The organism is Micromonospora sp. DT44, assembly GCF_049841635.1.
Taxonomy (GTDB): domain Bacteria; phylum Actinomycetota; class Actinomycetes; order Mycobacteriales; family Micromonosporaceae; genus Micromonospora.
In genome coordinates this window covers 114,958-139,326 of record NZ_JBNCKS010000006.1, presented here as the reverse complement: position 1 = coordinate 139,326, position 24,369 = coordinate 114,958, and the positions used below count along the sequence as shown (strand labels likewise).

Below are 24,369 nucleotides of genomic sequence, written 5' to 3'. Positions count from 1 at the left end.
CGGCAAGCCGAAAACTGGGCCTTCTTTCGGCGCGGCGACGCATCGTCTACCGTCGGCGCACACCCCCGTAGCGCCAGGGAGCCGATCGATGAGCCGCTTCGTGCAGCCGGTACCACCCCCCGCCGACCCGTACGCCGGTGATGCCCTGCTGCGGTCCTGGCTGGAGCGTCACCTCGGCGCGGCCGGTCACGCCGCCGCGAAGGGGCGCCTGGCCGACCTGGCCGCCGACGTGACCGGGCCGCTGCGCGCGGCGCACGCCGACGCCGAGGCGCACCCGCCGACGCTGGTCCGGTACGACCCGTGGGGCGCCCGCGTCGACCGTATCGAGGTGTCCGCCGGTTGGCAGGCGCAGCGGGCCGCCGCCGCCCGGCACGCGGTGGTGGCGCTGCCCTACCTGCCCGACGCGCGGGGCACCTGGGGCGCTGCCGCGCGGGTCGTGCAGCATGCGCTGCTGCACCTGTACGGGCCGGAGTCGGCCACATTCTCCTGCCCGGTGGCGATGGCCGACGGCGCGGCGGCGCTGCTCAGCCTGCCCGACGTCGACGCGGGTGTCCGCGACGGGTGGCTGCCCCGGTTGACCTCCACCGATCCGGACACCGCGATCACCAGTGGGCAGTGGATGACCGAGTCGCAGGGCGGCTCGGACCTGGGCCGGTCGAGCACGATCGGCCGACCGGCGGCGGACGGTTCGTGGCGGCTGACCGGGGAGAAGTGGTTCTGCTCCGCGGCCGACGCGGCGATGGCGGTGGCGCTGGCCCGTCCCGAGGGCGCCGGGCGGGGCAGCCGGGTGCTCGCTCCGTTCCTCGTACCCCGCTACGCGGTGGACTCGCCGCTGGCCACCGGCGCGGCACCGGGCGCCCCCGCTCCCGGTGTCGTTGTGCACCGGCTCAAGGACAAGCTCGGCACCCGGGCGCTGCCGACCGCCGAGATCGGGCTGCGCGACGCGTACGCCGTTCCGCTGGGCGACCCGGCGGTGCCCGGCCTGGTCCGGGCCATGACGTTGGTCGTGGTGACCCGGGTGCACAACGCCGCCGCCGCTGCCGGTGGGATGCGAAGAGGGCTCGCCTACGCCCGCGCGTTCGCCGACGCGCGTCACGTCGCGGGCGGCCCGCTGTCGTCCTCGCCGCTGCACCGCGCCACGCTGGGCACCCTCGCGGTCGACGCGGCGGGCGCGTTCGCCCTGGCCGGACACGCGTTCGCGCTGCTCGGGCGGGTGGAGGTCGGCGCCGACCCGGAGGCGGTCGCGGAGTTGCGCATCGTCGCGCCGCTGGCCAAGCTCGCCACCGGCCGGCTCGCCGTCAGCTCCGCCAGCGAGTACGTGGAGAGCTTCGGTGGCGCCGGGTACGTGGAGGACACCGGGGTGCCCCGGCTGCTGCGCGACGCGCAGGTGCTGCCGATCTGGGAGGGCACCACAAATGTCCTGTCTTTGGACGTGCTGCGCGCGTTGACCCGGGAGGACGCCGGGACGCCGCTGCTGAGCCGGCTGACGACCGCCGTCGACCTGGCCCGACCGCTGTCGCCCGCGCTGGCCGACACCCTGGCCACCGCAGCCCGGCAACTGGGCGAGACGATCACGGCGGTGACCGCCGAGCCGGGTGCGGCAGCCGTGCTCGCCGGGGCGCGAGGGCTGGCGCTGCGTCTGGCGTACGCGCTGACCGCCGCGCTGCTCGTGGAGCACGCCGCCTGGGGTGACGAGCAGGCGGAGTTGGCGGCCCGGCTGTGGGCGCGGCGGTGGCTGCGGCACGAGGACATCGCCGGGGACGCCCACCACCACCTGGACCTGCTCTGCTGAGCGGGTCGACGGGATTTGTCGGGGGCGCCGGGCAGACTGCGGGCATGACGACAACCGCTGACCTCGCCATGGTCAATCTGGACAGCTCCGACCCGGCCGCGCAGGCCGCCTTCTACCACCGGGTGTTGGGCTGGGAGATCACCCACAGCCAAGCCGAGTACGCGATGATCAACGGCGGTGGCATGTCCATCGGCTTCGGCCTGATCGAGGGCTACGCGCCGCCGGCCTGGCCGGACCCGACCGGGCAGAAGCGCTACCACCTCGACCTCTACGTCGATGACCTGGCCGTGGCCGAGAAGGAGTTCGTGGCTGCGGGCGCGTCGAAGCCGGAGTTCCAGCCCGGCGAGACGTGGGTGGTGCTCCTCGACCCGGTCGGGCAGCCGTTCTGCCTCTGCCGCCGACCGCAGGGCTGACAGCGCCGCCGTCCGCGTCCGGTCAGCGGGCCGACGCTCGGGCCGCCTCAGCGCAGTGGGCCGCGCGCCACCGCTTCGCGCATCGCCGCCGGGTCGCCGACCGGGACGTACTCCAGCCACCAGGTCGCCCCGGCGGCAGCGAGCTCACGGTGGTAGGCCCGTTCGGCGCGCTCGTCCGGCCGGCGACGCCGGCCGCCGATCGCCACGTCGAACGGCTGACCGTCGGCCCGGGTCGCCGGCAGCGCCTCGACCAGCTCGTGGACCTCGTCGGGGGTAAAGTCCGCCCAGCCGTCGGTGTCGGTCAGCTTGTACGGCACGATGCCGTCGGCGCGGGCCGCACGACGTCGCACCGCCCCGGCCTGCGTGCTGCCGCCGACCCAGACCGGCACCCGGGGCGACTGCACGGGCGGGGGACGCAGCGCTACCTTCTCGGCGCGGTAGTGCGCGCCTCGGTGCTCGACCCGTTCGCCGCTGAGCAGGCCGGTCAGCAGGTCGAGGCCCTCGTCGAGCATCGCGGCGCGCACGGCCACGTCGGTCGGCTCGCCGAACGCGGCCAGGCCCCGGTCGCCGGGGTCGCCGACGCCGACGGCCACCGTGGCCCGGCCGGCGCTGAGGTGGTCGAGGGTGAGCACCTCGCGGGCCAGCTTCGCCGGGCGGCGTCGGGGCAGCGCGGTGACGGTGGTGCCGAGCCGCACCCGCTCGGTGCGACCGGCGATCGCCGTGAGCACCAGCCACGGGTCGTACGTGGACGGGTCGTCGCCGGAGTAGTGGATGAGGTAGTCCTCCAGGAACACCCCGTCCCAGCCGGCGCGCTCGGCCAGCTCACCCAGCTCGACGAGGGTGGAGACGGCGACGTCGCCGCCGCCGCAGGGGATCTCCAGGCCATGTCTCATCCGCCGACCGTACGACGGGGGTCCGACGGTCAGGCGCGGCGGCGCGACCGGGCGGCCCACACCGCGTACGCCGGGTCGCGGTCGAGGTTGTGCCGGTCCCGGTCGTAGCGGCGGGTGGTGCGCGGGTCGGCGTGCCCCATGGCGTCCTGCACGTCTTCGAGGGGAACGCCCTCGGAGCGGGCGGTGGTGGCGAACGCGTGCCGCAGTGAGTGCGGTGACAGTCGCGCCCAGGCCGGGATGCCGGCGGCCCGGGCGAGGCGACGGACCATCCGGAACACGGAGTGCCGATCGAGTCGTGCGCCGCTGGCGGTGACCAGCAGCGGCCCGCTGAGCTGCGTCACCGGCACGCCTTCGGCGGCGGCCCGCTGGGCCAGGTACGCGTCGACCGCGTACGCGGTGCCCGGGGTGAGGGCGCGGCGGCGCTGTTTGCCGCCCTTGCCGACGAAGCGCACGCTGCGGTGCCCGCGTTCGGCGCCGAGGTCGGTCAGGTCCAACGAGACCAGTTCGCCGACCCGCAGGCCCAGGTCGGCCAGCAGCGCGACAGCGGCCCGGCTGCGCGCCGCCGTCGGACCGGTCTCGGCGTCGGCGGCGGTGAGCAGGGCGTCCACCTCCTCGGGGGTGAGGCCGATGGTGGCGGAGTGGTCGCGGTCGACGCGGGGCCGGTCCGCGCCGGAGACCGGGTTGGCGGGTACGCCGCCGAGCTTGACGAGGAAGTCGTACCAGCTCGACAGGGCGGACAGTCGACGTGCGACGGTCGCCGGGGTCAACGGTCGGCCGCTGCGGGCCACGAGTGTGGACTCCAACGCGCGGGCGTACTCGTTGACGTGCAGGAACGTGGCGCGCAGCGGATCCAGGTCGTGCTCGGCGCACCAGCCGAGGAACGCGGTGACGTCGCGCCGGTAGGCGTCGCGGGTGTGCTCGGAGAGCCGACGGTTGCGCAGCCAGGCCTCGGTGACGTCCATCGGCGCGCTCGGCAGGGCCGGTCGGGCGGTGGGGCGGGTGAGCACGGGCGCGTCGGAGAACACCATGTGAAAAAGGTTCTCAGCAGCGGATGGGATTGCCACGCAGGCGCGCCGATGGCCGGTGTCCGCACATGCCGACGGCCGGTGTCCGCAGACGCCGACGGCCGGCACCCCTCCGCGTGGGCGCCGGCCGTCGAGGCCGCGTTTCAGGCGTTGATCTGCCGTCGACCGTTGTCGTTTGCGGTGATGGTGACCCGGCGAGGCTTGGCCCGCTCGGCGACGGGGATGCGCAGCGTCAGCACCCCGTGCTCGTAGCCCGCCTCCAGCTTGTCGGTGTCGAGGGTGTCGCCGAGGAACAGCCGCCGGGTGAAGGTGCCCATCGGACGTTCGGCGGCGACCAGCTCGACGCCGTCGCCGGACGGTCGGCGGCGCTCGGCACGGACGGTGAGGACGTTGCGCTCAACGGTGCAGTCGATGGTGTCGGGGTCGACGCCGGGCAGGTCGAACGCGGCGTAGAAGAAGTCTCCGTCGCGGTAGGCGTCGAGCTGCATCGTCGCCGGACGGGCTGCCGTACCGAAGAACTGCTCGGCGAGCCGGTCCACCTCGCGGAACGGGTCGGTGCGCATCAACATGGTCATGCCTCCTCGGTTCTCCTGGCCGAAGGTGATGGTTGAGTCGAGGTGACTCAACTTCCTCTTCTTATTTAGCGCCTTCCGAGCGGGCCGTCAACTCCTTCTCGAACCAGTGCTCGGCGTACGGGCCCTGCGAGTAGGCGGGGATCTCGACATAGCCGTGCCGGGCGTACAGCGCCCGGGCCTCGACCAGGTCGGAGCGGGTGTCCAGGCGGATCCGGTCCGCTCCGGCGGATAGGGCCTGCGCCTCGACGGCGGCCAACAGCGCGGCCCCTCCGCCGGTGCCGCGGTGCGCGGGCCGGACGAACACCCGGGTCAGCTCGGCGAACTCGGGCCGCCACCGCAGCCCGGCGCAGCCGGCCAGATCCGCGCCGCGGTGGGCGAGCAGCAACACACCACCGGGGTACGCCAGGTCGTCGCTGGGCATCTCGGCCAGCGCGGCGTCGACCTCGCCGGGTCGGGCCGGGAGGCGGTGGTAGCGCACCACCATCTCGGTCATGTACTCGCGCAGCAGGAGTGTCGCGTCCGGATGGTCGGGCCGGACGGTACTGGTCAGCCACTGGCGGACGGCCGTGGTCACGTGTTGTCCGCGGTGGTGGCAGGCCGCTGGTAGATGCCCTGCTCGCGGGTCAACAACCGCTCGTCCACCAGGTAGCGGCGCAACGTGGCGTGGTCCGACGCGCCGCTGGCGCACCACGGCTTGAGCGCGTCGTCGACGGCCCGCTCCGGATAGCGCGTGCCCGACGCGAACGACCGCTGCGCGATGTGGGCCAGCAGCGTTCGCCGCCGTCCGCGCTGCGCCGGCATGCCCACCAGCACGTCCCCGCGCAGGAACGTGCGCAGCACCGGGTCCTCGGCGGGCTCGGTGTCGTCGGCCGGGCGGCTGTCGCGCGCCGCCGCCCGCAGCGACGCCTCGTCGACCGCGAGCGCGCCGTCACCGCCGGTGATGAGGCCCGCAGCGGCGAGCCGACCGAGCCCGGTGCGCACGACCCGCGCGGCCAAGCCGGAGCGCTGCACGACCTCGGGCACGCTCGTCGATCCCAACGCGACCCCCGCGAAGATCCGTCGCCGTCCGTCGTCGGCCAGGGCCCCGGCCAGTGCGTGCGCAGTCATGCCGGTCACCCTCCCATCGGCGTACGCGTGCCGCCAGGCGATTTCCGGGGTACGCGCCCAGCCTCACTGTCGCCGGCCTGCTGGTCCTCGTTTCGAAGTTGAGGAAGATCGGAACAGCGATCAGCGGTGGAAACGATCGTGGTGAGAGGTCCACCGTGGCGACGCCTGAAGCGTCGAACTCGAAGGGAGGCGGGTCCGCGTGGACGAAGGCCGGCATGCGGACAGGGCGGGAACCGTTCATGGCTTCGGTGATTCCAAGGTCTCGGCGGGAGGCGTCGAAGGGCCTCCCGGATCCAGTGGCGGGTAGCCGGGTGTCTCCGGCTGGCGCGACGTCGCAGATCACGTCGCGGACGGAAACCCGCACCGGTCCTGCGGCGCGGGCTTCGAGCGGCACGGCGGACGGCGGGGAGGTCACTCAGACCCGCCCTCATCTCGCACGTGCGCCACTGGTCACTGATCCATGCGCGCCAGCATCGTCGACCCGTGGTCGGCGGGCAACGGATTTCGCGCGTGGCCGGCAGCTACCCGGCGATGATCAACATGATGCCGGCTGCCATCAGGCCGGCCTCGACGAGTAGGACGAACAGTCGTTCGCTGATCCGGTTCATGGTGTGTCTGCCGAACCAGGCTCCGGCGAGGGTGGCTGGAGTGAGGGCCAGGCCGAGCCACAGCACGTTCGGGTTGAGTAGCCCGCCGCCGCCGTACGCGGCGAGTTTGGTCAGGTGCATGATCAGGGCGCAGGTGGCTTCGGTGCCGATGTAGGCGTCGCGGACGAGGCCGTAGGCGAGAAAGAACGGGGCGGTCAGCGGGCCGACCGAGCCCACTAGCGCTGACCCGAGTCCCGAGGCGGCTCCGATCCCGACGAATGCTCGGGGTGTGGGTTTACGGGGGTGGGGGTTGATCCGACGCCAGATCACGACCGCGAGGAGGAACGCGCCGAGGAGGCCTTTCAGCGGGGCAAGGGGTGCGGTGACCAGCAGCAACCCGCCGGCCAGGGCGAACGGTACGGCGCCGAGGGCGAACCGGCCGATGATCGGCCAGTGCAGGTGGTGGCGGTTGAGCCAGGCGCGGCTGCCGTTGCTGGCAAGTTGGGTCACGGTGAGTACCGGCACTGCGGTGCGCAGCCCGAACAGGGCGGTGAATACCGGCAGCAGGAGTACCCCGCCGCCGAAGCCGGCCACCGCCGACAGCCACGCCAACGCGAACGCGGCAGCCGAGGCTACCGCGAGGTCCATGAGCAGGCCGGCGTTCATTGCCGGCTCAAGGCGGTGATGGCGTGGGCACGAGACGCAGGGTCTCCGGCCGCCGACGCCTTTGGTGCGCCCGTAATCGGGCCGATGTGGACGGTCAGCCGGCGGCGCGGGCCATGGCGACGAAGCCGCGCCAGGCGTCCGGGCGGAACGTGAGGGTCAAGCCGTCGCGGTCCTTCGAGTCGCGGACGAGCACCACGCCCGGAAGGTTGTCGGCGACCTCGACGCAGTTGCCGCCGTTGCCGCCGCTTCTCGTGCTCGTGCGCCACCGCGCCCCGGTCATGTCCATGATCCCGCCGCTTCTCTGAGAAGGTCCAGGGAACGTCCCCGGGGCAGCGCCTCGCCGCGAATCCGCTCCCACCGCCGCTCCAGGCTAACAAGCTCCGATGGCCGATCGAGGATCTGCGCCTGCGCGGCACTGTCGACGTGTGCGAGGCGCGAGCCGTCCGGCAGGTCCGCGATGGTGAACGGCCCGTCGAGCCCGGGGTAGCTGGGCGCGTCGGTCGGAACGACCTGGAGTTGGACGGTGTCCGTCTCGACGTAGCGAAGCAGGCGCGTGAGCTGCGCCGCCATCAGCGCCCGGTCGTCGCCGACACGGCGGCGCAGCACCCCCTCGTCGAGCAGGGCGATGAGCAGCGGCCCCTCGGTCTCCCGTTCGATGATCGACTGCCGATTCATCCGCGCCTCGGTGAACTCGTCGACCGCGTCCGCCGTCAGCACCCCGCCGGCCAGGGTCGCCCGTGCGTACGCCTCGGTTTGCAGCAGCCCCGGCACCCACGCCAACTCGAACGACCGCAGCGTCACCGCCTCGCGTTCGATGTCGACCCACGGTCGGAACCACACCGGTTCGCGGCGACGAAGGGCGTCCGGCCACAGTGCCTCCGCGTCGCGCGCCAGCAGCTCGGCGACGGTCGCGCGGTGTCGACTCTGGGGGACGTGGCCCGGGTTCGCCCACCGGGCGACGGTCTTCGGGTGCACACCGATCCGGTCAGCGAGGCTCTCGGCCGTGTGACCCGCCTCGGCGAGCGCCGCGACAAAGGCGTGGTTCATGCCGTTCCTTCCCTGGGGGCAAATGAGCTGCGCCAAGGAGATTACGTAACGCTGTGTGGTTGTCCAGAGACTCCCGGCAAAGTGGGGTATCGACGGCGCGGCCGGCAGGGACCCGAACCCGGCGGACGCGTTCGCGGCGGGGGCCGCTTCCACGACCGGGCGCGGTCCCCGCTTCCACCAGTCGAGCCGGAAGGAACGCCTGTGCGACACACCGAAGGACCGGCCAGCAGGTCGACGCACTCCCCCTTGCGCCCCTCATGGCGCTGCCCGGCCTGCGGCATTCTCTGGCCGTGCTCGACCGCCAAGCTGCGCCTGCTCGGCCGGTACCGCGAGGACCGCCCGGGTCTGTTGACGCACCTGGCGGCGGTCCAGAAGGAGGCCGAGGCCGACCTCGCCACGCTCAACCCCGACGTGGCGCTACCCGATCTGACCCCGCGTTTCGTCGGCTGGGCGCAGCCCCGCTGAGCAGATCGCCCCGTCGGTGCGCAGTCGTGCGTGCTGGTGCATGTCGTGCCAGCCGTCGGCGTGCCGCATCGACTGGCGCGCCACCCCCTCCACGGCGAAGCCGCCCCGCGTGGCGACCCGGCACGACGCCGCGTTGGCCGTCGAGTGGTTCAGCTCCAACCGGTACAACCCGGCCTGCGTGAAGCTCCACCGGGTCAGCGTCTCCAGCGCGGCGGTGGCGATCCCCCGTCCGCGCGCGTCGGGCAGGAGCCAGTACGAAATCTGGGCCGACCCCTCGGTCAGCAGTACTTCCCGCAATCCCGTCTGGCCGACCGGTCGGTCGTCGCCGTCGACGATCGCGAAACTCACGGCCGCCTCGGCACGCCACCGACCGGTCCACTGTGCGGTCCACGCCCTGGCCTCGGCCTCGTCGTCGAGCCGGAGCACGTGCCACCGCTGGATCGCCGGACAGCCGAACGCCGCTTGGACGACCGGGGCGTCGTCGTCGCGCCACGGCCGCAGCGCCAGCCCGGGGCGTACCGGAAGGTCGGGTTGTTCCTGCGCGGCGAGAGTTCCGGCGGGCAGGGCGGGGGTGACGAGCAGAGGCATCGGCCCATTATCGGGTCGACGGTCTCACTCCCCGGTCGGGCCTCCCGCCAGCTCGGCGACCACGTCGAGGTGGCCCAGGTGACGGGCGTATTCCTGCACCAGGTGGAACAGCACCCGTTCCAACGACGCCGGGTCCGCGCCGTCCCAGCGCGGGCCCGGCGCGCCGATCTCGGCCAGGTCGTGCGCCGACACCACGGCGGTCGTGTGCGCGCCCTGCGCCCGCAGCGCCGCGACCAGGTCGTCGCGGGTCTCCTCGGGAGCGACGTACCAGCGGTCGTTCCGACGGTCTCCCCACGGCTCGGCGACGTCCCGACCCTGAAAACCCCACTCGATCCAGCGCCGCTCGACGTGGCGCAGGTGCGTGAGCAGTTCCAGCGGCGTCCACCCGGACGGCAGCCGGCTGCTGCGCAGCTCCGCCTCCTCCAACGCGGACACCTTGGCCACCACCGACTCGCGGAAGTAGTCCAGGTAGCGCAGGAAGACCTCGGTGCGGCTGCCGGCCGGTGCGGTCGGCTCTGGAAAGGGAATCATGATCCGCTCGACAGGTCGTGTCCGCGCAGGGTGCCGGTGGCGTCCAGAGTGAGGTGTCGCATGTCGTCCTCCCGGTCGGGTTGCGAAACTGATCTTCGCACCTGCTCAGAGCACGTGCACCCGGAGGCTTCACGGGCACCCACACGGCGTCGTCACGGGCGATGATGGATCGGTGAGCGAGCCCGTCATCGACACCGAGCGCCCGCGCCCGTCGGCCCGGTCGTCCACACCGACCGAGCTGTCGCAGCCCGGTCCGCGTACGCGGGGCCCGTGGCTGGTGGCCGCCGCGACCAGCGTGACGCTGCTGCTACTCGCCGGGCGGTACGGCTATCACCGCGACGAGCTGTACTTCCTGCTCTGCGGTCGGCACCTCGACTGGGGTTACGTCGACCAGGGCCCGCTGGTTCCCGCGCTGGCCCGACTGCTCGACGAGATCGCGCCGGGCAACCTGGTGGTCCTACGGACGCCGTCGGCGCTGCTGGCCGGGGGCGCGGTGCTGCTGGTCGCCGCCATCGCCCGGGAAATGGGTGGCGGTCGGGGCGGGCAGAGCTTCGCGGCGGTGCTCGCCGCGATCTCCGGCATCGTGCTCGCCAGCGGGCACCTGCTCAGCACCACGACCGTCGACCTGCTGGTCTGGCTCGGCGTGGCGTGGTGCGCGGTGCGACTACTGCGCACCGGCGACACCCGGTGGGCGCTCCCGCTCGGGCTGGTGCTCGGCGTGGGCATGCTCAACAAGCTGTTGCCGGCGCTGCTGGCCATGGGCCTGCTCGCCGGGGTGCTGATCGCGGGGCCGCGTCGGCTGCTGCGCGACCGCCGGGTACTCGCCGCCGCCGCGATCGCCCTGGTGCTGGCCGCGCCGAACCTGATCTGGCAGGCGGCGCACGGCTTCCCGCAGCTCGGCGTGGCCGCGTCCATCTCCGACGGGGACAGCTCCTACAGCGGCCGCGTCGACGCGTTCACCCTCCAGTTCCTCATCATCAGCCCGTACGCCGTACCGATCTGGATCGCGGGTCTCGTCGCGTTGCTGTGCCGGCCGGCGTGGCGGTCGTACCGGGCGGTGGGTTGGGCCTGGGTTGTCGTGTTCGGTGTGGTCCTGGTGGCCGGCGGCAAGGGCTACTACGACGCTCCTCTGCTGTTGGCGCTCGTCGCGGCGGGCGCGGTGGTCACCGCCGCCTGGGCGTCGCGCGGCCGGTCGTGGCTGCGGCGAGGGGTGCTCGCGGCCGGCGCGGTGCCGTTCCTGCTGCCCAGCATCGTGCTGCTGCTGCCCGTGCTGCCGGCCGATCGGCTGCCCGCCTTCATGGTCGACGTGAACTATGACGCCGGTGAGACCATCGGCTGGCCGGCGTTCGCCGACTCACTCGCCACCGTCCACCGTGGCCTGCCGGAGTCGGAACGCGCGCGGGCGGTCGTTCTCACCGCCAACTACGGCGAGGCCGGGGCGGTCGCGCGCTACGGACCGGCACGGGGGCTGCCCCGGGCGTACTCCGGTCACAACAGCATGCTCGACTTCGGCCGCCCGCCCGCCGATGCGGACGTGGTCATCGCGGTCGGCTGGGAGCGCCCCGACGCGCTGAACGGCTGGTTCGAGCAGTGTGTGCTGGCCGGGCGGGTGGACCAGCGGGTCGAGGTGGCCAACGACGAGAACGGCGGCCCGATCCACGTGTGCCGGGGGCTGCGGCGTCCGTGGGCCGAGATCTGGGACACCGAGGTACGTCGCGCCGGCTGAGCCGCGTCACGCCCGCCGAGCGCTCAGCCGGCGGGGTCGCCGGTGAGCCAGGCGTGGACGGTGGCCAGGGCCTCGGGGCCCGAGTCGGCGTCCACGTCGCGGGCGAGGTCGGCGATCGTGATGCCGGCCAGGGCGTCGCGCCACGCCGTCTCGGCGGTCCACATGGCGCGGGCGATCGGGCACGCGCCGGTGCAGTCGGCGGGCGGGGTGGCCAGCGGGCCGCGCTGGCGGATCTCGGTGCACACGAAGGCCGGGCCCGGTCCGTCGACGGCGTGGACCACGTCGAGCACGCTGATCGACTCCGGCGCGCGGGTCAGCGCGTAGCCGCCGGACTTGCCCTGCACGGAGTGGATGAGCCCCGCGCGGGCCAGCGACTGGAGCTGCTTGGCGAGGTAGCTGCCGGAGACGTCGTGCAGCTCCGCGAGCCGGGCGGCCGGGACCGGCCGGCTGCTGGTGGTGAGCACGACACAGCAGTGCAGCGCCCACTCGACACCACCGGACATCTTCATCGCCTCACCCTAGCCACCCCTGATACTCGGATCCTTCTTGTCCGAGTATAGTTCTCGGACATAAGAGGTCCGAGTTTGCCGGCGCCGCTGGGGTGCGGGGACGAACCGGACACGGAAGGTGGAACGGACATGAAGATCGCTGTGATGGGCGGAACGGGCCTGATCGGCTCCCAGGTCGTCCAGATCCTGCGCACGGCCGGGCACGACGCGTACGGGCACTCGCAGTCGACCGGCGTCGACCTCCTCACCGGGCAGGGCCTCCCCGAGGCGCTCAAGGACGTTGACGTCGTCGTCAACCTCACCAACTCGCCGACCTTCGACGAGGCCTCCCCCCCGTTCTTCCAGACCACCATGGACAACCTCCTGACCGCCGCCGAGCAGGCCGGCGTCGGACACGCCGTGGTCCTGTCGATCGTCGGCGTCGACCAGGTGCCCGACCTGGCCTACTACCGCGCGAAGGTGCTCCAGGAGGACATCCTCAAGGCCAGCGGAGTGCCGTACTCGATCGTCCGCGCCACCCAGTTCTTCGAGTTCATCGACGCGGTCATCTCCTGGACCGCCGACGAGACCGGCGTACGCCTGCCCAGCACCCCCGTCCAGCCGATGGCCGCGGCCGACGTGGCCCAGGCCGTCGCCGACGTGAGCGTGGGCGCGCCCCTTCAGGGCATCCGCAACGTCGCCGGCCCCGACGTGTTCGGGCTCGACGAGCTGGGCCGGATCACCCTCGCCGCCCGCGGCGACCAGCGGACCGTCACCACCGACGACACCGCCGGCATGTTCGCCGCGGCCCCCGGTGACGTGCTGATCGCCAAGGAGGACGCCGTGCTCGCCCCCACCTCGTACCGGGAGTGGCTGGCGCGCTGACCGGCGGCGGGGCGTCCGCCGGTCGTGCGGACTAGGCTCGGGCCATGGTCACGGCGGGTCTCCTCCTGGCGGCCGGCGCCGGCCGACGGCTCGGACAACCCAAGGCCCTCCTGCCCTACCGTGGCCGCCTGCTCGTGGAGCACGCCGCCGACCTCCTCGCCGCCGCCGGCTGCCGACCCGTCCTGGTGGTGCTCGGCGCGCAGGCCGACCAGATCCGCGCCCGCACCCGGCTGCCCGACGTGGTGGTGAACGGCGACTGGGCGTCGGGCATGGGCTCGTCGCTGCGCGCCGGGCTGGACTCCCTCACGTCCAGCCCGGCCGCGGCCGTCGTGGTCACCCTGGTCGACCAGCCCGACCTGACCCCTGAGGCGGTACGACGCGTCGCCCGCGACGCCACCGTCGAATCCCTCGCCATGGCCACCTACCGCGACGGGCGACGCGGACATCCGGTGCTGCTCGGGCGCGACCACTGGGCCGGAGTCGCCGAGGCGGCCACCGGCGACCGGGGCGCACGCGACTACCTCCACGCCCACGCAACAGCCGTACGACTGGTGGACTGCGCCGACGTCGCCGACGACACCGACGTCGACCTGCCCGAGCACGCCGCACGCCTCCGATAGGGTGACGCCGTGCTCAGCGAGGTCAAGGGGTTGTCCCGCCACTTCACCGAGGCCAGTCTGCGCGACCATCTCCTGCGGCGTTCGGTGCGGCAGGACGACGGCTGCCTCATCATCAGCGGGTACGGCACGCGGCGCGGCGTTCACCAGAAGGTCGCCGGCCGCGCCTGGGCGCACATCGCCGCGTACGTCGTCTTCGTCGGCGGGTACCGCCCCGATCTGGAGGTCGACCACCTCTGCCCGGCGAAGGACTGCATCGAGCCCACCCACCTGCGGCAGGTCAGCCGCGCCGAGAACTGCCGCACCCGAACGCAGGGCCCGACCTGCCGCAACGGGCACGACCGCGAGATCGACGAGTCGACGGGTCGATACCGCCGGACGTGCCGCGCCTGCAACCGGGACAGCCAACGCCGGTGGCGGCAGCGCCAGGCCGCCGAGGTGAGCCAGGCCCGCTCGGCGTACCTGTCGAACTGACGCCCGGCCCCAGGTTCACCAGGCGATTCAACCTCCACGCAAGGTTTTCGCACACCCGCGCCGGCAGCCTTCGACGCAGATACCCCGGACGTCCGGGGCAACTCGCACAGGAGGTTCCCATGCAGCTCGGACGAATCGCGACGGCGCTCGCCATCCCCGTTGGCGCGGTGCTGACGTTCGCCGCGCCGGCCTCGGCGGCGGCACCGTCGGCGCAGGCGGCGGCGAGCCCGCCCTCGGCCTGCTACGGCGGCTACTCGTACGACGGCGGCGCCTTCGCCTGCTTCGCGCCCTACGGAGAGCACCTCTGGGTCTGCGACACGGGACTCAATCACCACCCGGTGGTGAACTACGCCATCAACGGCGGCTCGTACAGCGGCAACCGGCACTACTACCCCGGCAACGGCAAGTGCGTCGACATCGACCTCGACATCGCCGAAACCGGCTACATCACGTTCACGATCTCGAACTACGAAGGGTCCACGTTCGTCAGCGGCAGCCGGCTCTACGAGGTTTCCGCCGGCGACTGACGCCCTCCGCGCACCACCGCCGCAGCGGGCCCCGGGACTCCCTCAAGGAGTCCCGGGGCCCGCTGCCGTGCCGTCCCAGCACGTAGACGGCCGTCCTCGCGATCCGGATCCGAGAATGTCTCCGAATACAATGGAGAGACTTCTTGAGCGAATCTTGAATCGCCTGGTCAAGCCGGGAACGGCGACAGCGGGGGACGGTGTCGGTGAAGTTCAGGCTGCTCGGCGAGGTCGAGGCGGAAATCGACGGCGAATGGGTCGACCTGGGCCACGCTCGGCAGCGCAGCGTCCTGGCGATCCTGCTCATCGAGGCGAATCGCGTCGTACACGTCGACCAGTTCCTCGAACGCGTCTGGGCCGACCATCGTCCGCAGCGCGCCGTGAATTCGCTGTACAGCTACCTGTCCCGCCTGCGGTCCTGCCTGGCCGGCGGTGCCGAGATCTCCCGCCGCTCGGGCGGCTACCTGCTCAGCGTGGACCCGGCCGCAGTGGATCTGCACCGGTTCCGCGACCTGGTCGCCGGGGCGCGCGCAGTGCCCGACGACGAGGCGGCGCTGGGGCGGTTCGACGAGGCCCTCGGCCTGTGGCGTGGCGAGCCCTTTCCCCGGCTGGACACCCCGTGGCTCAACGAGACGCGCGAGGCGCTCACGCAGGAGAGGCTGGCCGCCGAACGGGACCGCACGGACACCGCGCTCCGCCTGGGCCTGCACGCGTCCCTGCTGCCGGACCTCCTGCGCGACGCGCCGGCCCATCCTCTGGACGAGCGCCTCGCCGGGCAACTCATGCGCGCCCTCTACCGCTGCGGTCGGCAGGCCGAGGCGCTGGAGCACTACGACCGGCTGCGCCGTGTCCTGGCCGACGAGACCGGCGTCGACCCCGGTCCCGATCTGCAAGCGCTGCACCTGGGCATCCTCAACGGCGATCCGACACTCGCCGCGCCGACGACCGAGACGGCGGCGCCCCACCCGACGCCCCGACAACTGCCGGCCCCACCGCCGTTGTTCACCGGCCGGGTCCGCGAACTGGCCACGCTGTCCCGCCTGGTCGAGGGTCAGACCGACGACGCCGTCGCCGTCGCGGTGATCGGTGGCACCGGCGGCGTCGGCAAGACCTGGTTGGCCCTGCGCTGGGCGTACGACCACCTGGACCGCTTCCCCGACGGCCAGTTGTACGTGAACCTGCGCGGCTTCGACCCCGCCGCCGAGCCGGTGCCGCCGCCGGTGGCCCTGCGCGGCCTCCTCGACGCCCTGGCCGTACCGCCCAAGGCGATCCCGACCGGCGTGGACGCGCAGGCGGCCCTCTACCGCACCCTGCTCGCGGGCCGGCGGATGCTGATCGTGCTGGACAACGCCCACGACACCGAACAGGTCGCCACCCTGCTACCCGGCAGCCCCACCTGCACCGTCCTGGTGACCAGCCGTCGTCGCCTGGGCGGCCTCGTGGCACAGGGCGCGCAGGGCTTCACCCTGAACGTGCTCACCGACGACGAGGCCCACCACCTGCTGTCCCGCCGGTTCGGGCCGCGACTGCTCGCGGAGGAACCCGACAGCGTCGCCGCGCTGCTGGCCCGGTGCCACGGCCTGCCACTGGCCCTGAGCATCGTCGCGGCGCGCGCGGCGATGCACCCCGATCTCCCGCTGCGGGCGCTCGTCGAGGAGCTGTCCGAGGAGGCGACGCGGCTGGACGCCCTGACCACCGGCGACCTGAGTGCCGACCTGCGCGCGGTCTTCGCCTCCTCCACGCGCGCCCTGCAGCCGGAGGCGGCCCGGATGTTCCGGCTGCTCGGTCTGACCCCCGGCCCCGAGGTCGGCCTGGGGGCCGCGGCGAGCCTCAGCGGCCTCTCCCCACGGCAGACCCGGCCGCTGCTGCACGACCTGCACGAGGCGCACCTGGTCCACCAACAGACGGCGACGCGGTACCGCCTGCACGATCTGGTCCGCCTGTACGCGGCGGAGCAGGTCGAGCGTGACGCCCCGGACCACCGGCAGGCCGCCCTCGTCCGCATGCTCGACCACTACCTGCACACCGCCCACGCGGCGACGTGCCTGCTCGACCCGGCCCGCGAGCCGATCACGCTGCCGCCCGCACAGCCCCAACTCACCCTCGACCCGGTGGCCGACCAGGCGCAGGCGCTGGCCTGGTTCCACACCGAACACGCCGTGCTGCTCGGCATCCTGCGCCAGTCCGCGCGCGACGGGCTCGACGCGTACACCTGGCAGTTGGCCTGGACGATGGAGAGTTACCTCGACGAGCAGGGACACTGGCGCGACTGGACCGCGACGCAGCTCGCGGCGCTGCGGGCCGCGGGCCGGCTCGGTGAGCGGCGCTGGCAGGCGTGCTCCCACCGCAGCCTGGGAGTCGCCCACACCCAGCTCGGGGAACTCGACGAGGCCCACCGGCACTACCAGGGGGCACTCGCGCTGTTCGAGGACCTGGGCGACCCGGTCAGCCAGGCGCACACCCACCGTGGGCTCGGCTGGGCATACAACCAGCAGGACCGCTGGTCCGACGCGCTACGCCACAACGAGTTGGCCCTCGAGCTCTACCGGCAGGCCGGGCACCGGGCCGGGGAGGCGATGGCCGTCAACAATGTCGGCTGGCTGCACACCCAGCTCAGCGACCACGGCGCGGCCGTGGCGTACTGCGAGGGGGCGGTCGAGCTCAACCAGGAGATCGGCGACCAGCACGCCGAGGCCGGCGCCTGGGACAGCCTCGGTTACGCGTACCACCACCTGGGCCGGCATGCCGAGGCCAACACCTGCTACCAGCGGGCCCTCAAGCTGGTCCGCAACTTCCGGGACCGCTACAACGAGGCGGAGATCCTGACGCATCTGGGGCAGAGCCACTCCGCCGCCGGCGAGGCGGAGCAGGCGCGCGAGTTCCTGCGGCAGGCAGCGACGATCCTTCGCGAACTCGACCATCCGAACGCCGAGTCGGTGGCCGCCGCGTTACGCGACCTCGACGACTGACCGCCTCCACCACCGTCGTCGAAGAGGAGAGTCAAGACTCCCTCAAGGGCCGCCCAAGCCGGCACGCCGACGCTTTCTGACGTCCACCTTCGTCAGTCAGAAAGTAGGAGAACCGATGAGAAGGATCCGTATGGCGCTGGTCACGGCGGTCGCCCTCGCGGCGTCGACCCTCAGCGTGGCCAGCCCCGCGTACGCCGCGGGCGACACCCAGCTCGGCATCGACGTCGGAAACATCGCGTGGGAGCAGTACACGTCCACCAACGCCGACGTCCAGGCACGGCTGTCCGAGACCTCGACCGAAGACTGCAACTTCTACACCGGCTTCTGGACCGACCCGGCCAACGACCGCAATGACGGCACCGCCTCCACCTACGGCAAGTGCGGCAAGACCACCAACGGCTACATGTACCGCGACGGCACCAAGGCCTGGGGGCCGGTGGCGTGGCGCAAGCGGCAATGGTGCGCGGACTTCGCGAAGTTCGCCTTCTACTGGGGCGGCGCGAAGTACACCGGTCTCACCGCGGCGGCCGGCAGCTTCCGGACGTACGGCATCAACAACGGCACCTGGCACGGGCGCGGCAGCGGCTACGTCCCGCGCAAGGGTGACGCGGTGGTCTACGACTGGGACGGCAACGGCAGCTACGACCACGTCGCCATCGTCACGTCGTACTACGACACCAGCACGGACGGCAACCACTACGTGGTCGGCGGCAACCAGTCGGACGGCGTGACCCACCCGCAGTACAGCAACTGGGCCTCGTCCATCGTCGGGTACGCCTCACCGGCCGCGAGGTAGATCGGGCAACGACACCGGCTCCGGGCCCGCCGGGCCCGGAGCCGGTGTCGAACGCCGACCAGCGCTCGGAGAGGGTAGCCGTGCAGCGCCGGGCGGTGGCCGGTGCGTCTTCCTAGTGGAGAGCACTGACGGGAGCAGGCGTGTCGTTCGAGGATTTCGTGGCGGGGTATGGCCGGTCGCTGGTGCGCCTGGCGTTCGTCCTGAGCGGCGACCGGCAGGTGGCGGAGGATCTTGCGCAGACCGTGCTGGCCGACGTGTACCGGCACTGGAAGCGGGTGCGCGCCGCGTCAGACCCCGAGGCCTACGTACGCCGCATGCTGGTGAACGCGCATCTGAGTTGGCGTCGCCGACGCTGGACGACGGAGCGGCCTACCGACCTGCGCCAGGAGACCGGTGCCACGGTGGCCGACCCGGCCGACGCGGTCGCCGCCCGGGACCAGATGCGGGTGCTGTTGAACAGGCTCGCCCCGCGCGCCCGCACCGTGCTCGTCCTGCGCTACTACGCCGACCTGGACGACGCGGCGATCGCCGCGGCCATGGGGGTCAGCGAGAGCTCCGTACGAGCCACCGCCTCACGTGCCCTGGCGAGCCTGCGCGGGCCAGCGGCCATCGACGCCCAGAGGGAGACCCGATGAACCAGTCGACCGAGCGCGAGTTGCGCGAGCTCTTCGCCGCCGAGGCCGCCGACGCCCCCGACGAGCTGACCGTGGCCGCCGCGGCGGTGCGCAGGGTCCACCGCAGGCGACGGACCCTGATGGTGGCGGCGGCCACGACCACGGTGATCTTCGCGGTGGGCGGGTACGGAGCCTTCCGGCCGGCCGCGACGCCGCAGGCACAGCCGCCGGTCATCCCCTCGTCCGCACCGGTCACTCCGACGCCTACGGCCGACCTGCCGGCCGGGGTCAAGCCCGGCGATCCGCTCGCCTTCGGCGCGACCCAGTGCGTCAAGGCGTACGCACCAGAGACGCTCGCCGAGCAGGCCTTCGCCTTCGACGGCACCGTGACCGGCATCGGACCGGCCCGAACCGAACGCGGCGCGAATCCTCCCCTGGACCTGCGATCGGTGAAGTTCCAGGTGCACACCTGGTTCAGAGGCGGATCCGCAGGCACCGCCGTGGTGGACATGTCGCCGCCCGCCGCAGGGGCCGGGACGGGCGATGCCACGTCCGAGGCTGGCCCTGCCTATCAGGTCGGCACCCGGCTGCTCGTGTCCGGCATGCCCCGCTGGGGCGGCGCGCCGCTCGCCGACCCGATCGCGTGGGGCTGTGGCTTCACCCGGTACTACAGCCCCACGACGGCGGCCGAATGGGCCACCGCGACGAGATGAACGCCGGCTCTACAACAGCGTGAGCGCTTACGCACAAGAACTGTCATTATGGTGCCTGTGTGTTATGCACCTTTTGTGGGTGCAAATTAATGGATTACTGTTACCGGCAATCCATTAATTCGTGGCTGAGGCGATCGCCTACGCTCAGGAGCCGACGTTGCGCCAGCTCGATGGAGGGGTCATGGCTCTGCGGTTCGAACATCGCCAGACCGAGACGGACACGCGCATCGTCGACCGCGTGTGGCGCACCACCAGCGACGCCGAGGAGACGATGACGTCTGTGGCGCGTACGTGCTGCCACCTGATCGTCACGCGGACGACCGGGCGGGTCCTCGTCTCGCTGCGCGGGCCGGAGACCAGGGCGACCACGGCACCGGTCCCGCCGGAGGCCGAGTTCCTCGGGATCCGGCTCACGCTCGGCGCTGTCTTCCGGCCGCACCCCGCGACCTCGATCGTCGACAGCCACGTGTCCTTTCCGGTGACACGCTCGGGCCGGGTGGTCATCGGTGGCGAGGACTGGGAGGCGCCGACGTACGAGAACGTCGAGCAGTTCATCCGACGCCTGCGCGACGCAGGGCTGTTGGTGCCCTCACGCCTGACGGGCGGCGAGGCCGACCGTCACGGGTCCACGCGCACCCACCAGCGGCAACACCGGGCCGTCACCGGACTGTCGCAGACCGCCGTGACCCAGATCGACCGCGCGAACGCCGCAGCCACCATGCTGCGCGACGGCCTCGACTGGCGCGCCGCCGTCGACACGCTGGGCTACTTCGACCAGGCCCACCTGGCACACGCGCTGCGGCGTTTCGTCGGACACACCGCGCGGGGACTGCGGCCGGGCGACAACCCGACGATGTCGTTCCTGTACAAGACCGACCCGCGGCCCGGCAGCTAACCTCCGTCGGCCGGCCGCCGGGGGCGACCGGCCGAATCACACCAACGGAGGAGAACCGTGCTGCTCAGCGTCAACGTCTTCGTCAGCCTCGACGGCGTCATGCAGGGACCGGGCGCCCCGGACGAGGACCGCTCGGACGGCTTCGACCGGGGCGGATGGCTCGTCCCGCACATGTCGGCGCACACCAACGAGGTCATCGAGGGCTGGTTCCGTGCGGCCGACGCCTTCCTGTTCGGCCGCACGAGCTACGGCCTGCTCGGCGGGTACTGGCCGAAGGTCACCGCACCCGACGACCTGATCGCCACCAAGCTGAACACCCTGCCGAAGTACGTCGTCAGCGAGACGCTGCCCGACGAGGAGGCCAACTGGAGTCCGACGACGGTCCTGCGTACCGACATCGTCGACGCGGTGCGCCGGCTCAAGGAACGCCCGGGCGGGGAACTCCAGGTGCACGGCAGTTGGCAGCTCGTCCAGACGCTGCACGAGGCCGGACTCGTCGACATCTACCGGCTGCTGCAGTACCCGGTCGTCGTCGGCGGCGGGAAGCGCCTGTTCCCGGACGGGTCGACGCCCGCGACGTTCGCGGCGTCCGAGGACAGCATCCGCGTGTTGCCCGGCGGCGTCGTGTCGCTGACGCTGACTCCCGCGACCCTCGGTGTCCTCTCGACGGGCGCATACACGGTGGACCAAGGGCGCTCGGTGCCGATGCTCGACTGACACCGACGAGTGGCACAGGTCGTGGGGCCGTGGCCGTCCCTGAAGGCGAACAGGGTTGCTCAATTCCTGGTTCTGATCGAAATCCTGTCGAGCTGCTGCCGAAGACCGTCCGCTTCCTGCCCGCGGCCGACTCCTTCCAGCACATCGGCCAGAGTCCGGTACGCGGAGAGTGTTTGGCCTGCGAACTTCTGCGGCATACGTTTGGCCAGCGATCCGTAGAGCTGAGTCGCCTCGGTGATCGCCTTCAAAGCTTCGGACAGGTTCTGCTTCACGTCTGCGCACAGCGTGGCGTACGTCCACAACGACATGGCGAGGTCGGGTAGATGGGCGTCCGGGTTCGTCTCGGCCAGCCGTCGCCGGATGGCCACGATTTCCTCGGCCGGGGCTATGGCCCGTTCGCGGCGACCCAGCCCGAACAGGATGCTGCCGACGCTGGTCAACGAGGTGGCGAGGTCGGACAGGTAGGCGTCCGGATTTACCTCGGCCAGCCGCCGGTGAATGACGGCGGCGGCCTCAGCAGCAGCCAACGCCTGCTCAGGGCGACCCAGTCCGGACAGACAGGTGCCGAGGTTGGTCAACGACGCCGCGAGGTGGGGTCGGTAGGCGTCCGGGTTCGTCTCGGCCAGCCGCCGTCCGATGGCCACGGCTTCCTCGGCCGGGGCCAGGGCCTGGCCAGGGCGGCCCAGCGCGGACAGGTGGGCCGCGAGGTTGGTCAACGAGTCGGCGAGGTGGGGAAGGTGGACGTCCGGGTTCGTCTCGGCCAGCCGTCGCCGGATGGCCACGGCTTCCTGGGCCGGGGCCAGGGCCGGCTCAGGGCGGCCCAGCTCGAACAGGTAGGCGCCGAGGTTGGTCAACGAGTCGGCGAGGTGGGGAAGGTGGACGTCCGGGTTCGTCTCGGCCAGCCGTCGCCGGATGGCCACGGCTTCCTGGGCCGGGGCCAGGGCCGGCTCAGGGCGGCCCAGCGCGGACAGGCGGAGGCCGAGGTTGTTCAGCGATAGGGCGAGGTCGGGTAGGTAGGAGTCCGGATTCGCCTCGGCCAGTACCCGGTAGGTGCCGGCGGCCAACTGAGTCGTCTCCAGCGCCTGCTCACGGCGGCCCAGCGCGGACAGGCAGTTGCCGAGGTTATTCAACGCCAGGGCGAAGTTGGACATGTAGACGCCGGGATTCGCCTCGGCCAGCCGCCGCAAGATGGCCACGGCTTCCGTGGCTGGGGCCAGGGCCTGCCCGGGGCGGCCCAGCTGGGACAGGCAGGCACCGAGGGTGTTCAACGAGTTGGCGAGGTCGGATAGGTAGGCGTCCGGGTTCGCCGCGGCCAGCCGCCGCCAGGTGGCCATGGCCTCCTGGGCCACGGCCAGAGCCCCCGCCAGGCGGCCCAGCCGGGCTAGGACGGCAGCGACGTTGTTCAGCGACGCGGCAAGAAAAGGTAGGTAGGCGCTCGGGTCTGCCGCGGCCAGCCGACGGAAGATGGCGGCAGCCTCCTGGACCGCAGCCACGGCCTGCTCGCCGCGACCCAGCTCGGACAGACGGAGGCCGAGGTCGCTCAACGAGGTGGCGAGGTTTTCTTGGTGGGCGTCCGGGTCTGCCTCGGTCAGCCGCCGCCAGGTGTCCACGGCCTCCTCGGCCACGGCCAGAGCCTCCTCCTGGCGGCCGGCACGGGCAAGGCGGAAGACCTGATTGGACTGCAGAACGGCCTGTTCGGCGGGATCAGAGGTGTGGGCGAGGCGGTGTGCGGTCAGCACGCTGGTGACGGCGGCCGCGGCGATGTCATAGTTTATGTGCCTGTCGATCGGTAGCAGAGGTTCGATGCTCTCCAGCACCTCGATGCTCACGGATCGGCTGGTAGCGAGAGCGGTCAACGCCGTGCCGCCCGCTCTGATCGCGAGATCGGGATATTCGCGTAATAGCGGATAGAGCAGAGTGCTGCCCACGTGGGGCCAGCGGTCAGCGGCTGCGGCGAGAAACGTGACTGTTCGGGAGAGCACCGAGCTTGTCGAGTCGTCCTGGGGGCGGGCGGTCAGGAGAGCGGTTGCGGTATTGGGCGCCCAGTTCTGCGCGGGGTAGTCGATGTGGTGTCCCGGCAGGGTGAGTGCGAGGAAGTCCTCGGTGAGCCGGTCCGGGTAGAGGGGTTCCAGGACGGTTGGCTGGTTGGATTCGGCGGGTGGATAGCAGACGGTGTGGTCGCGGAGGATCTGTTCGACGTCTGGTCCGATACCGAGGTGTTCGAGAAGCTCGGCGCCGGCGGTGGGGTCGAGTGCGCCGGTGAGGGCAGCGGTGAAAACGGCATGGTTCATCACGTCGCCCGGGGTTCGATAGCCGCTCCCTGTTCCCGTGATGCCGTCGTGGTAGAGCCGTCGCCAGTGCAGTTGTTCCCGATTGAGCAGGTACCGGGTCAGGGCGTCCATGCCTTCGGGAGGCCGTTCGCCGCTGACAGCGGCGTCGACGGCGACCAAGGCGGCCATGTGTACGGCGAGGGTGAGCCCGAACTCGGGACTGTCGAGCTGGGCCGGGGGCAGGATCGTGGTAGGGCGGGGATGCCGGTAGATGGCGGCGAACCGATCGCGGGCCGCGGTGAACATGGCGGGTCGGGCGTGATCGGTGGGCAGGTCGGGGAGCCGCTGGGCGCTCGTGTGGCCCCGATAGTTGTCGAGGATGGCGCTGATCGCCGGCCACGTGTCCAGGCTGCGGCCGATCATGAGAACTCGGGTGGGGACGCCGTCCTGGTGAAGGAGAGCGTTCTTGAGCAGCCAGGTGAGGTTGCTCAACAGCCACCGGTCGGCGTAGTCAACCACGAGAAGCAGCCCGGCGGTCCCGGTCAGGGCGAGGTCGTGGCTGCCGGGCGCGGGCCGGTCGGCGTCGGGACCGTGGAATGCGGCAACCACTTTCCAGCCGGCGGTGAGCGACTCGGCCGCGAGTTGGGCGGCGAGACGGGTCTTGCCTTGGCCGCCGGGCCCGTGCAGCCAGCGCACGCTCAGCCGCGGCGGTCCGCTGTCGCGCCACTGCCGCAGGTCGGCGAGTTCTTGATCGCGGCCGGTGAACGGCACCACGGCGCGTCGGGCGTTGAGCATGCGGCTGGGCATCTGCCGCAGCCAGTCCACGTCGGCGTCCGGTTCGGGTTGCCAGTTGGCCAGCAGGTAGAGCGGTTCGCCGTTGGCGAAGACATGGATGTCGGCGTTGATCACGCCGTAGGCGAACCCGCCGACTGACGTGACCTGCTGGAACGAGGGGTCTGGTCCGTCTGCCGTGACCATGCGATCCATCGACT

26 protein-coding genes are annotated in these 24,369 nt (G+C 72.0%); 14 read left to right on the top strand and 12 right to left on the bottom strand.

Going from position 1 to position 24,369, the window contains the following annotated elements; genetic code table 11:
• Nucleotides 1-88 precede the first annotated feature (88 nt).
• Both ACLQ25_RS05570 and ACLQ25_RS05565 read left to right on the top strand, forming a co-directional pair.
• Nucleotides 89-1,792 (top strand): acyl-CoA dehydrogenase family protein, encoded by a 1,704-nt coding sequence (locus tag ACLQ25_RS05570; RefSeq protein WP_425729689.1) that lies wholly within the window; start codon nucleotides 89-91, stop codon nucleotides 1,790-1,792.
• Nucleotides 1,793-1,836: 44 nt separating this feature from the next.
• Nucleotides 1,837-2,205: a VOC family protein gene (locus tag ACLQ25_RS05565; protein WP_425729687.1), complete on the top strand. Its 369-nt coding sequence runs from the start codon at nucleotides 1,837-1,839 to the stop codon at nucleotides 2,203-2,205.
• Nucleotides 2,206-2,252: 47 nt separating this feature from the next.
• Here ACLQ25_RS05565 and ACLQ25_RS05560 read toward each other — a convergent pair whose 3' ends face one another.
• The 8 genes from ACLQ25_RS05560 to ACLQ25_RS05525 all read right to left on the bottom strand — a co-directional run bounded on the left by ACLQ25_RS05560 (nucleotide 2,253) and on the right by ACLQ25_RS05525 (nucleotide 8,105).
• On the bottom strand, nucleotides 2,253-3,098 hold the full coding sequence (locus ACLQ25_RS05560) for an LLM class flavin-dependent oxidoreductase (protein ID WP_425729685.1): 846 nt from the start codon (nucleotides 3,096-3,098) through the stop codon (nucleotides 2,253-2,255).
• Between the two features lie 29 nt (nucleotides 3,099-3,127).
• On the bottom strand, nucleotides 3,128-4,126 hold the full coding sequence (locus tag ACLQ25_RS05555) for a tyrosine-type recombinase/integrase (protein ID WP_425729683.1): 999 nt from the start codon (nucleotides 4,124-4,126) through the stop codon (nucleotides 3,128-3,130).
• Between the two features lie 140 nt (nucleotides 4,127-4,266).
• Nucleotides 4,267-4,692 (bottom strand): Hsp20/alpha crystallin family protein, encoded by a 426-nt coding sequence (locus ACLQ25_RS05550; RefSeq protein WP_425729759.1) that lies wholly within the window; start codon nucleotides 4,690-4,692, stop codon nucleotides 4,267-4,269.
• 67 nt (nucleotides 4,693-4,759) lie between these two features.
• Nucleotides 4,760-5,272, bottom strand: coding sequence for a GNAT family N-acetyltransferase (locus ACLQ25_RS05545; RefSeq protein WP_425729681.1), 513 nt, complete (start codon nucleotides 5,270-5,272; stop codon nucleotides 4,760-4,762).
• Nucleotides 5,269-5,805 carry a DUF2087 domain-containing protein gene (locus ACLQ25_RS05540; protein ID WP_425729679.1) on the bottom strand — a complete coding sequence of 179 codons (537 nt, stop codon included), beginning with the start codon at nucleotides 5,803-5,805 and terminating at the stop codon, nucleotides 5,269-5,271. Before ACLQ25_RS05540 ends, ACLQ25_RS05545 begins: the two co-directional genes overlap by 4 nt.
• Before the next feature lie 521 nt (nucleotides 5,806-6,326).
• On the bottom strand, nucleotides 6,327-7,058 hold the full coding sequence (locus ACLQ25_RS05535; RefSeq protein WP_425729677.1) for a sulfite exporter TauE/SafE family protein: 732 nt from the start codon (nucleotides 7,056-7,058) through the stop codon (nucleotides 6,327-6,329).
• Between the two features lie 94 nt (nucleotides 7,059-7,152).
• Nucleotides 7,153-7,344, bottom strand: a complete 192-nt coding sequence (locus ACLQ25_RS05530) for a DUF397 domain-containing protein (RefSeq protein WP_425729675.1) — start codon at nucleotides 7,342-7,344, stop codon at nucleotides 7,153-7,155.
• Nucleotides 7,335-8,105 carry a DUF5753 domain-containing protein gene (locus tag ACLQ25_RS05525; protein ID WP_425729673.1) on the bottom strand — a complete coding sequence of 257 codons (771 nt, stop codon included), beginning with the start codon at nucleotides 8,103-8,105 and terminating at the stop codon, nucleotides 7,335-7,337. The genes ACLQ25_RS05530 and ACLQ25_RS05525 overlap by 10 nt, the downstream gene beginning before the upstream one ends.
• 201 nt (nucleotides 8,106-8,306) lie before the next feature.
• Here ACLQ25_RS05525 and ACLQ25_RS05520 point away from each other — a divergent pair, with 201 nt between their 5' ends.
• Entirely contained in the window at nucleotides 8,307-8,570 is a 264-nt protein-coding gene (locus ACLQ25_RS05520; protein WP_425729671.1) for a flavin reductase, read from the top strand.
• On the opposite strand, the gene ACLQ25_RS05515 is transcribed toward ACLQ25_RS05520, so the two are convergent.
• Nucleotides 8,523-9,158: a GNAT family N-acetyltransferase gene (locus tag ACLQ25_RS05515; RefSeq protein WP_425729669.1), complete on the bottom strand. Its 636-nt coding sequence runs from the start codon at nucleotides 9,156-9,158 to the stop codon at nucleotides 8,523-8,525. The genes ACLQ25_RS05520 and ACLQ25_RS05515 overlap by 48 nt on opposite strands.
• 24 nt (nucleotides 9,159-9,182) lie before the next feature.
• Nucleotides 9,183-9,689: a DinB family protein gene (locus tag ACLQ25_RS05510; protein ID WP_425729667.1), complete on the bottom strand. Its 507-nt coding sequence runs from the start codon at nucleotides 9,687-9,689 to the stop codon at nucleotides 9,183-9,185.
• Nucleotides 9,690-9,861: 172 nt separating this feature from the next.
• Here ACLQ25_RS05510 and ACLQ25_RS05505 point away from each other — a divergent pair, with 172 nt between their 5' ends.
• Nucleotides 9,862-11,415, top strand: coding sequence for an ArnT family glycosyltransferase (locus tag ACLQ25_RS05505; protein ID WP_425729665.1), 1,554 nt, complete (start codon nucleotides 9,862-9,864; stop codon nucleotides 11,413-11,415).
• Between the two features lie 23 nt (nucleotides 11,416-11,438).
• Here the strand turns inward: ACLQ25_RS05505 and ACLQ25_RS05500 are convergent, their stop codons facing one another.
• Nucleotides 11,439-11,924: an RrF2 family transcriptional regulator gene (locus ACLQ25_RS05500; RefSeq protein ID WP_425729663.1), complete on the bottom strand. Its 486-nt coding sequence runs from the start codon at nucleotides 11,922-11,924 to the stop codon at nucleotides 11,439-11,441.
• A gap of 129 nt (nucleotides 11,925-12,053) precedes the next feature.
• Here ACLQ25_RS05500 and ACLQ25_RS05495 point away from each other — a divergent pair, with 129 nt between their 5' ends.
• The 10 genes from ACLQ25_RS05495 (at nucleotide 12,054) to ACLQ25_RS05450 (ending at nucleotide 21,107) form a co-directional block, all read left to right on the top strand.
• Nucleotides 12,054-12,788, top strand: a complete 735-nt coding sequence (locus ACLQ25_RS05495) for an SDR family oxidoreductase (RefSeq protein WP_425729661.1) — start codon at nucleotides 12,054-12,056, stop codon at nucleotides 12,786-12,788.
• 44 nt (nucleotides 12,789-12,832) lie between these two features.
• On the top strand, nucleotides 12,833-13,408 hold the full coding sequence (locus ACLQ25_RS05490; RefSeq protein WP_425729659.1) for a nucleotidyltransferase family protein: 576 nt from the start codon (nucleotides 12,833-12,835) through the stop codon (nucleotides 13,406-13,408).
• A 9-nt stretch (nucleotides 13,409-13,417) separates the two neighbouring features.
• Nucleotides 13,418-13,879, top strand: a complete 462-nt coding sequence (locus ACLQ25_RS05485) for an HNH endonuclease (RefSeq protein ID WP_425729657.1) — start codon at nucleotides 13,418-13,420, stop codon at nucleotides 13,877-13,879.
• Between the two features lie 119 nt (nucleotides 13,880-13,998).
• Nucleotides 13,999-14,406 (top strand): hypothetical protein, encoded by a 408-nt coding sequence (locus tag ACLQ25_RS05480; RefSeq protein WP_425729655.1) that lies wholly within the window; start codon nucleotides 13,999-14,001, stop codon nucleotides 14,404-14,406.
• 203 nt (nucleotides 14,407-14,609) lie between these two features.
• Nucleotides 14,610-17,372: a BTAD domain-containing putative transcriptional regulator gene (locus ACLQ25_RS05475; RefSeq protein ID WP_425729653.1), complete on the top strand. Its 2,763-nt coding sequence runs from the start codon at nucleotides 14,610-14,612 to the stop codon at nucleotides 17,370-17,372.
• Nucleotides 17,373-17,487: 115 nt separating this feature from the next.
• The gene (locus tag ACLQ25_RS05470) at nucleotides 17,488-18,168 is read left to right on the top strand and encodes a CHAP domain-containing protein (protein WP_425729651.1); all 681 of its coding nucleotides are present in this window, start codon (nucleotides 17,488-17,490) and stop codon (nucleotides 18,166-18,168) included.
• 140 nt (nucleotides 18,169-18,308) lie between these two features.
• Nucleotides 18,309-18,803: a SigE family RNA polymerase sigma factor gene (locus tag ACLQ25_RS05465; RefSeq protein ID WP_425729649.1), complete on the top strand. Its 495-nt coding sequence runs from the start codon at nucleotides 18,309-18,311 to the stop codon at nucleotides 18,801-18,803.
• A complete protein-coding gene (locus tag ACLQ25_RS05460) occupies nucleotides 18,800-19,495 on the top strand; it encodes a hypothetical protein (protein WP_425729647.1) in 696 nt (231 codons plus the stop codon). Before ACLQ25_RS05465 ends, ACLQ25_RS05460 begins: the two co-directional genes overlap by 4 nt.
• A gap of 181 nt (nucleotides 19,496-19,676) precedes the next feature.
• Nucleotides 19,677-20,390 (top strand): AraC family transcriptional regulator, encoded by a 714-nt coding sequence (locus ACLQ25_RS05455; protein ID WP_425729645.1) that lies wholly within the window; start codon nucleotides 19,677-19,679, stop codon nucleotides 20,388-20,390.
• A 57-nt stretch (nucleotides 20,391-20,447) separates the two neighbouring features.
• A complete protein-coding gene (locus ACLQ25_RS05450; protein ID WP_425729643.1) occupies nucleotides 20,448-21,107 on the top strand; it encodes a dihydrofolate reductase family protein in 660 nt (219 codons plus the stop codon).
• 59 nt (nucleotides 21,108-21,166) lie between these two features.
• Here the strand turns inward: ACLQ25_RS05450 and ACLQ25_RS05445 are convergent, their stop codons facing one another.
• Nucleotides 21,167-24,355, bottom strand: a complete 3,189-nt coding sequence (locus tag ACLQ25_RS05445) for a tetratricopeptide repeat protein (protein ID WP_425729641.1) — start codon at nucleotides 24,353-24,355, stop codon at nucleotides 21,167-21,169.
• Nucleotides 24,356-24,369 lie beyond the last annotated feature (14 nt).

Excerpts from the sequence above, each read along its gene's own strand:
- ACLQ25_RS05495 (WP_425729661.1), top strand. The coding sequence starts at position 12,054 with ATGAAGATCGCTGTGATGGGCGGAACGGGCCTGATCGGCTCCCAGGTC.
- ACLQ25_RS05565 (WP_425729687.1), top strand. The coding sequence starts at position 1,837 with ATGACGACAACCGCTGACCTCGCCATGGTCAATCTGGACAGCTCCGAC.
- ACLQ25_RS05555 (WP_425729683.1), bottom strand. The coding sequence starts at position 4,126 with ATGGTGTTCTCCGACGCGCCCGTGCTCACCCGCCCCACCGCCCGACCG.
- ACLQ25_RS05445 (WP_425729641.1), bottom strand. The coding sequence starts at position 24,355 with ATGGTCACGGCAGACGGACCAGACCCCTCGTTCCAGCAGGTCACGTCA.
- ACLQ25_RS05455 (WP_425729645.1), top strand. The coding sequence starts at position 19,677 with ATGGCTCTGCGGTTCGAACATCGCCAGACCGAGACGGACACGCGCATC.
- ACLQ25_RS05540 (WP_425729679.1), bottom strand. The coding sequence starts at position 5,805 with ATGACTGCGCACGCACTGGCCGGGGCCCTGGCCGACGACGGACGGCGA.
- ACLQ25_RS05560 (WP_425729685.1), bottom strand. The coding sequence starts at position 3,098 with ATGAGACATGGCCTGGAGATCCCCTGCGGCGGCGGCGACGTCGCCGTC.
- ACLQ25_RS05570 (WP_425729689.1), top strand. The coding sequence starts at position 89 with ATGAGCCGCTTCGTGCAGCCGGTACCACCCCCCGCCGACCCGTACGCC.
- ACLQ25_RS05490 (WP_425729659.1), top strand. The coding sequence starts at position 12,833 with ATGGTCACGGCGGGTCTCCTCCTGGCGGCCGGCGCCGGCCGACGGCTC.
- ACLQ25_RS05525 (WP_425729673.1), bottom strand. The coding sequence starts at position 8,105 with ATGAACCACGCCTTTGTCGCGGCGCTCGCCGAGGCGGGTCACACGGCC.
- ACLQ25_RS05480 (WP_425729655.1), top strand. The coding sequence starts at position 13,999 with ATGCAGCTCGGACGAATCGCGACGGCGCTCGCCATCCCCGTTGGCGCG.
- ACLQ25_RS05500 (WP_425729663.1), bottom strand. The coding sequence starts at position 11,924 with ATGAAGATGTCCGGTGGTGTCGAGTGGGCGCTGCACTGCTGTGTCGTG.
- ACLQ25_RS05470 (WP_425729651.1), top strand. The coding sequence starts at position 17,488 with ATGAGAAGGATCCGTATGGCGCTGGTCACGGCGGTCGCCCTCGCGGCG.
- ACLQ25_RS05550 (WP_425729759.1), bottom strand. The coding sequence starts at position 4,692 with ATGTTGATGCGCACCGACCCGTTCCGCGAGGTGGACCGGCTCGCCGAG.
- ACLQ25_RS05460 (WP_425729647.1), top strand. The coding sequence starts at position 18,800 with ATGAACCAGTCGACCGAGCGCGAGTTGCGCGAGCTCTTCGCCGCCGAG.
- ACLQ25_RS05515 (WP_425729669.1), bottom strand. The coding sequence starts at position 9,158 with ATGCCTCTGCTCGTCACCCCCGCCCTGCCCGCCGGAACTCTCGCCGCG.
- ACLQ25_RS05535 (WP_425729677.1), bottom strand. The coding sequence starts at position 7,058 with ATGAACGCCGGCCTGCTCATGGACCTCGCGGTAGCCTCGGCTGCCGCG.
- ACLQ25_RS05530 (WP_425729675.1), bottom strand. The coding sequence starts at position 7,344 with ATGGACATGACCGGGGCGCGGTGGCGCACGAGCACGAGAAGCGGCGGC.
- ACLQ25_RS05510 (WP_425729667.1), bottom strand. The coding sequence starts at position 9,689 with ATGATTCCCTTTCCAGAGCCGACCGCACCGGCCGGCAGCCGCACCGAG.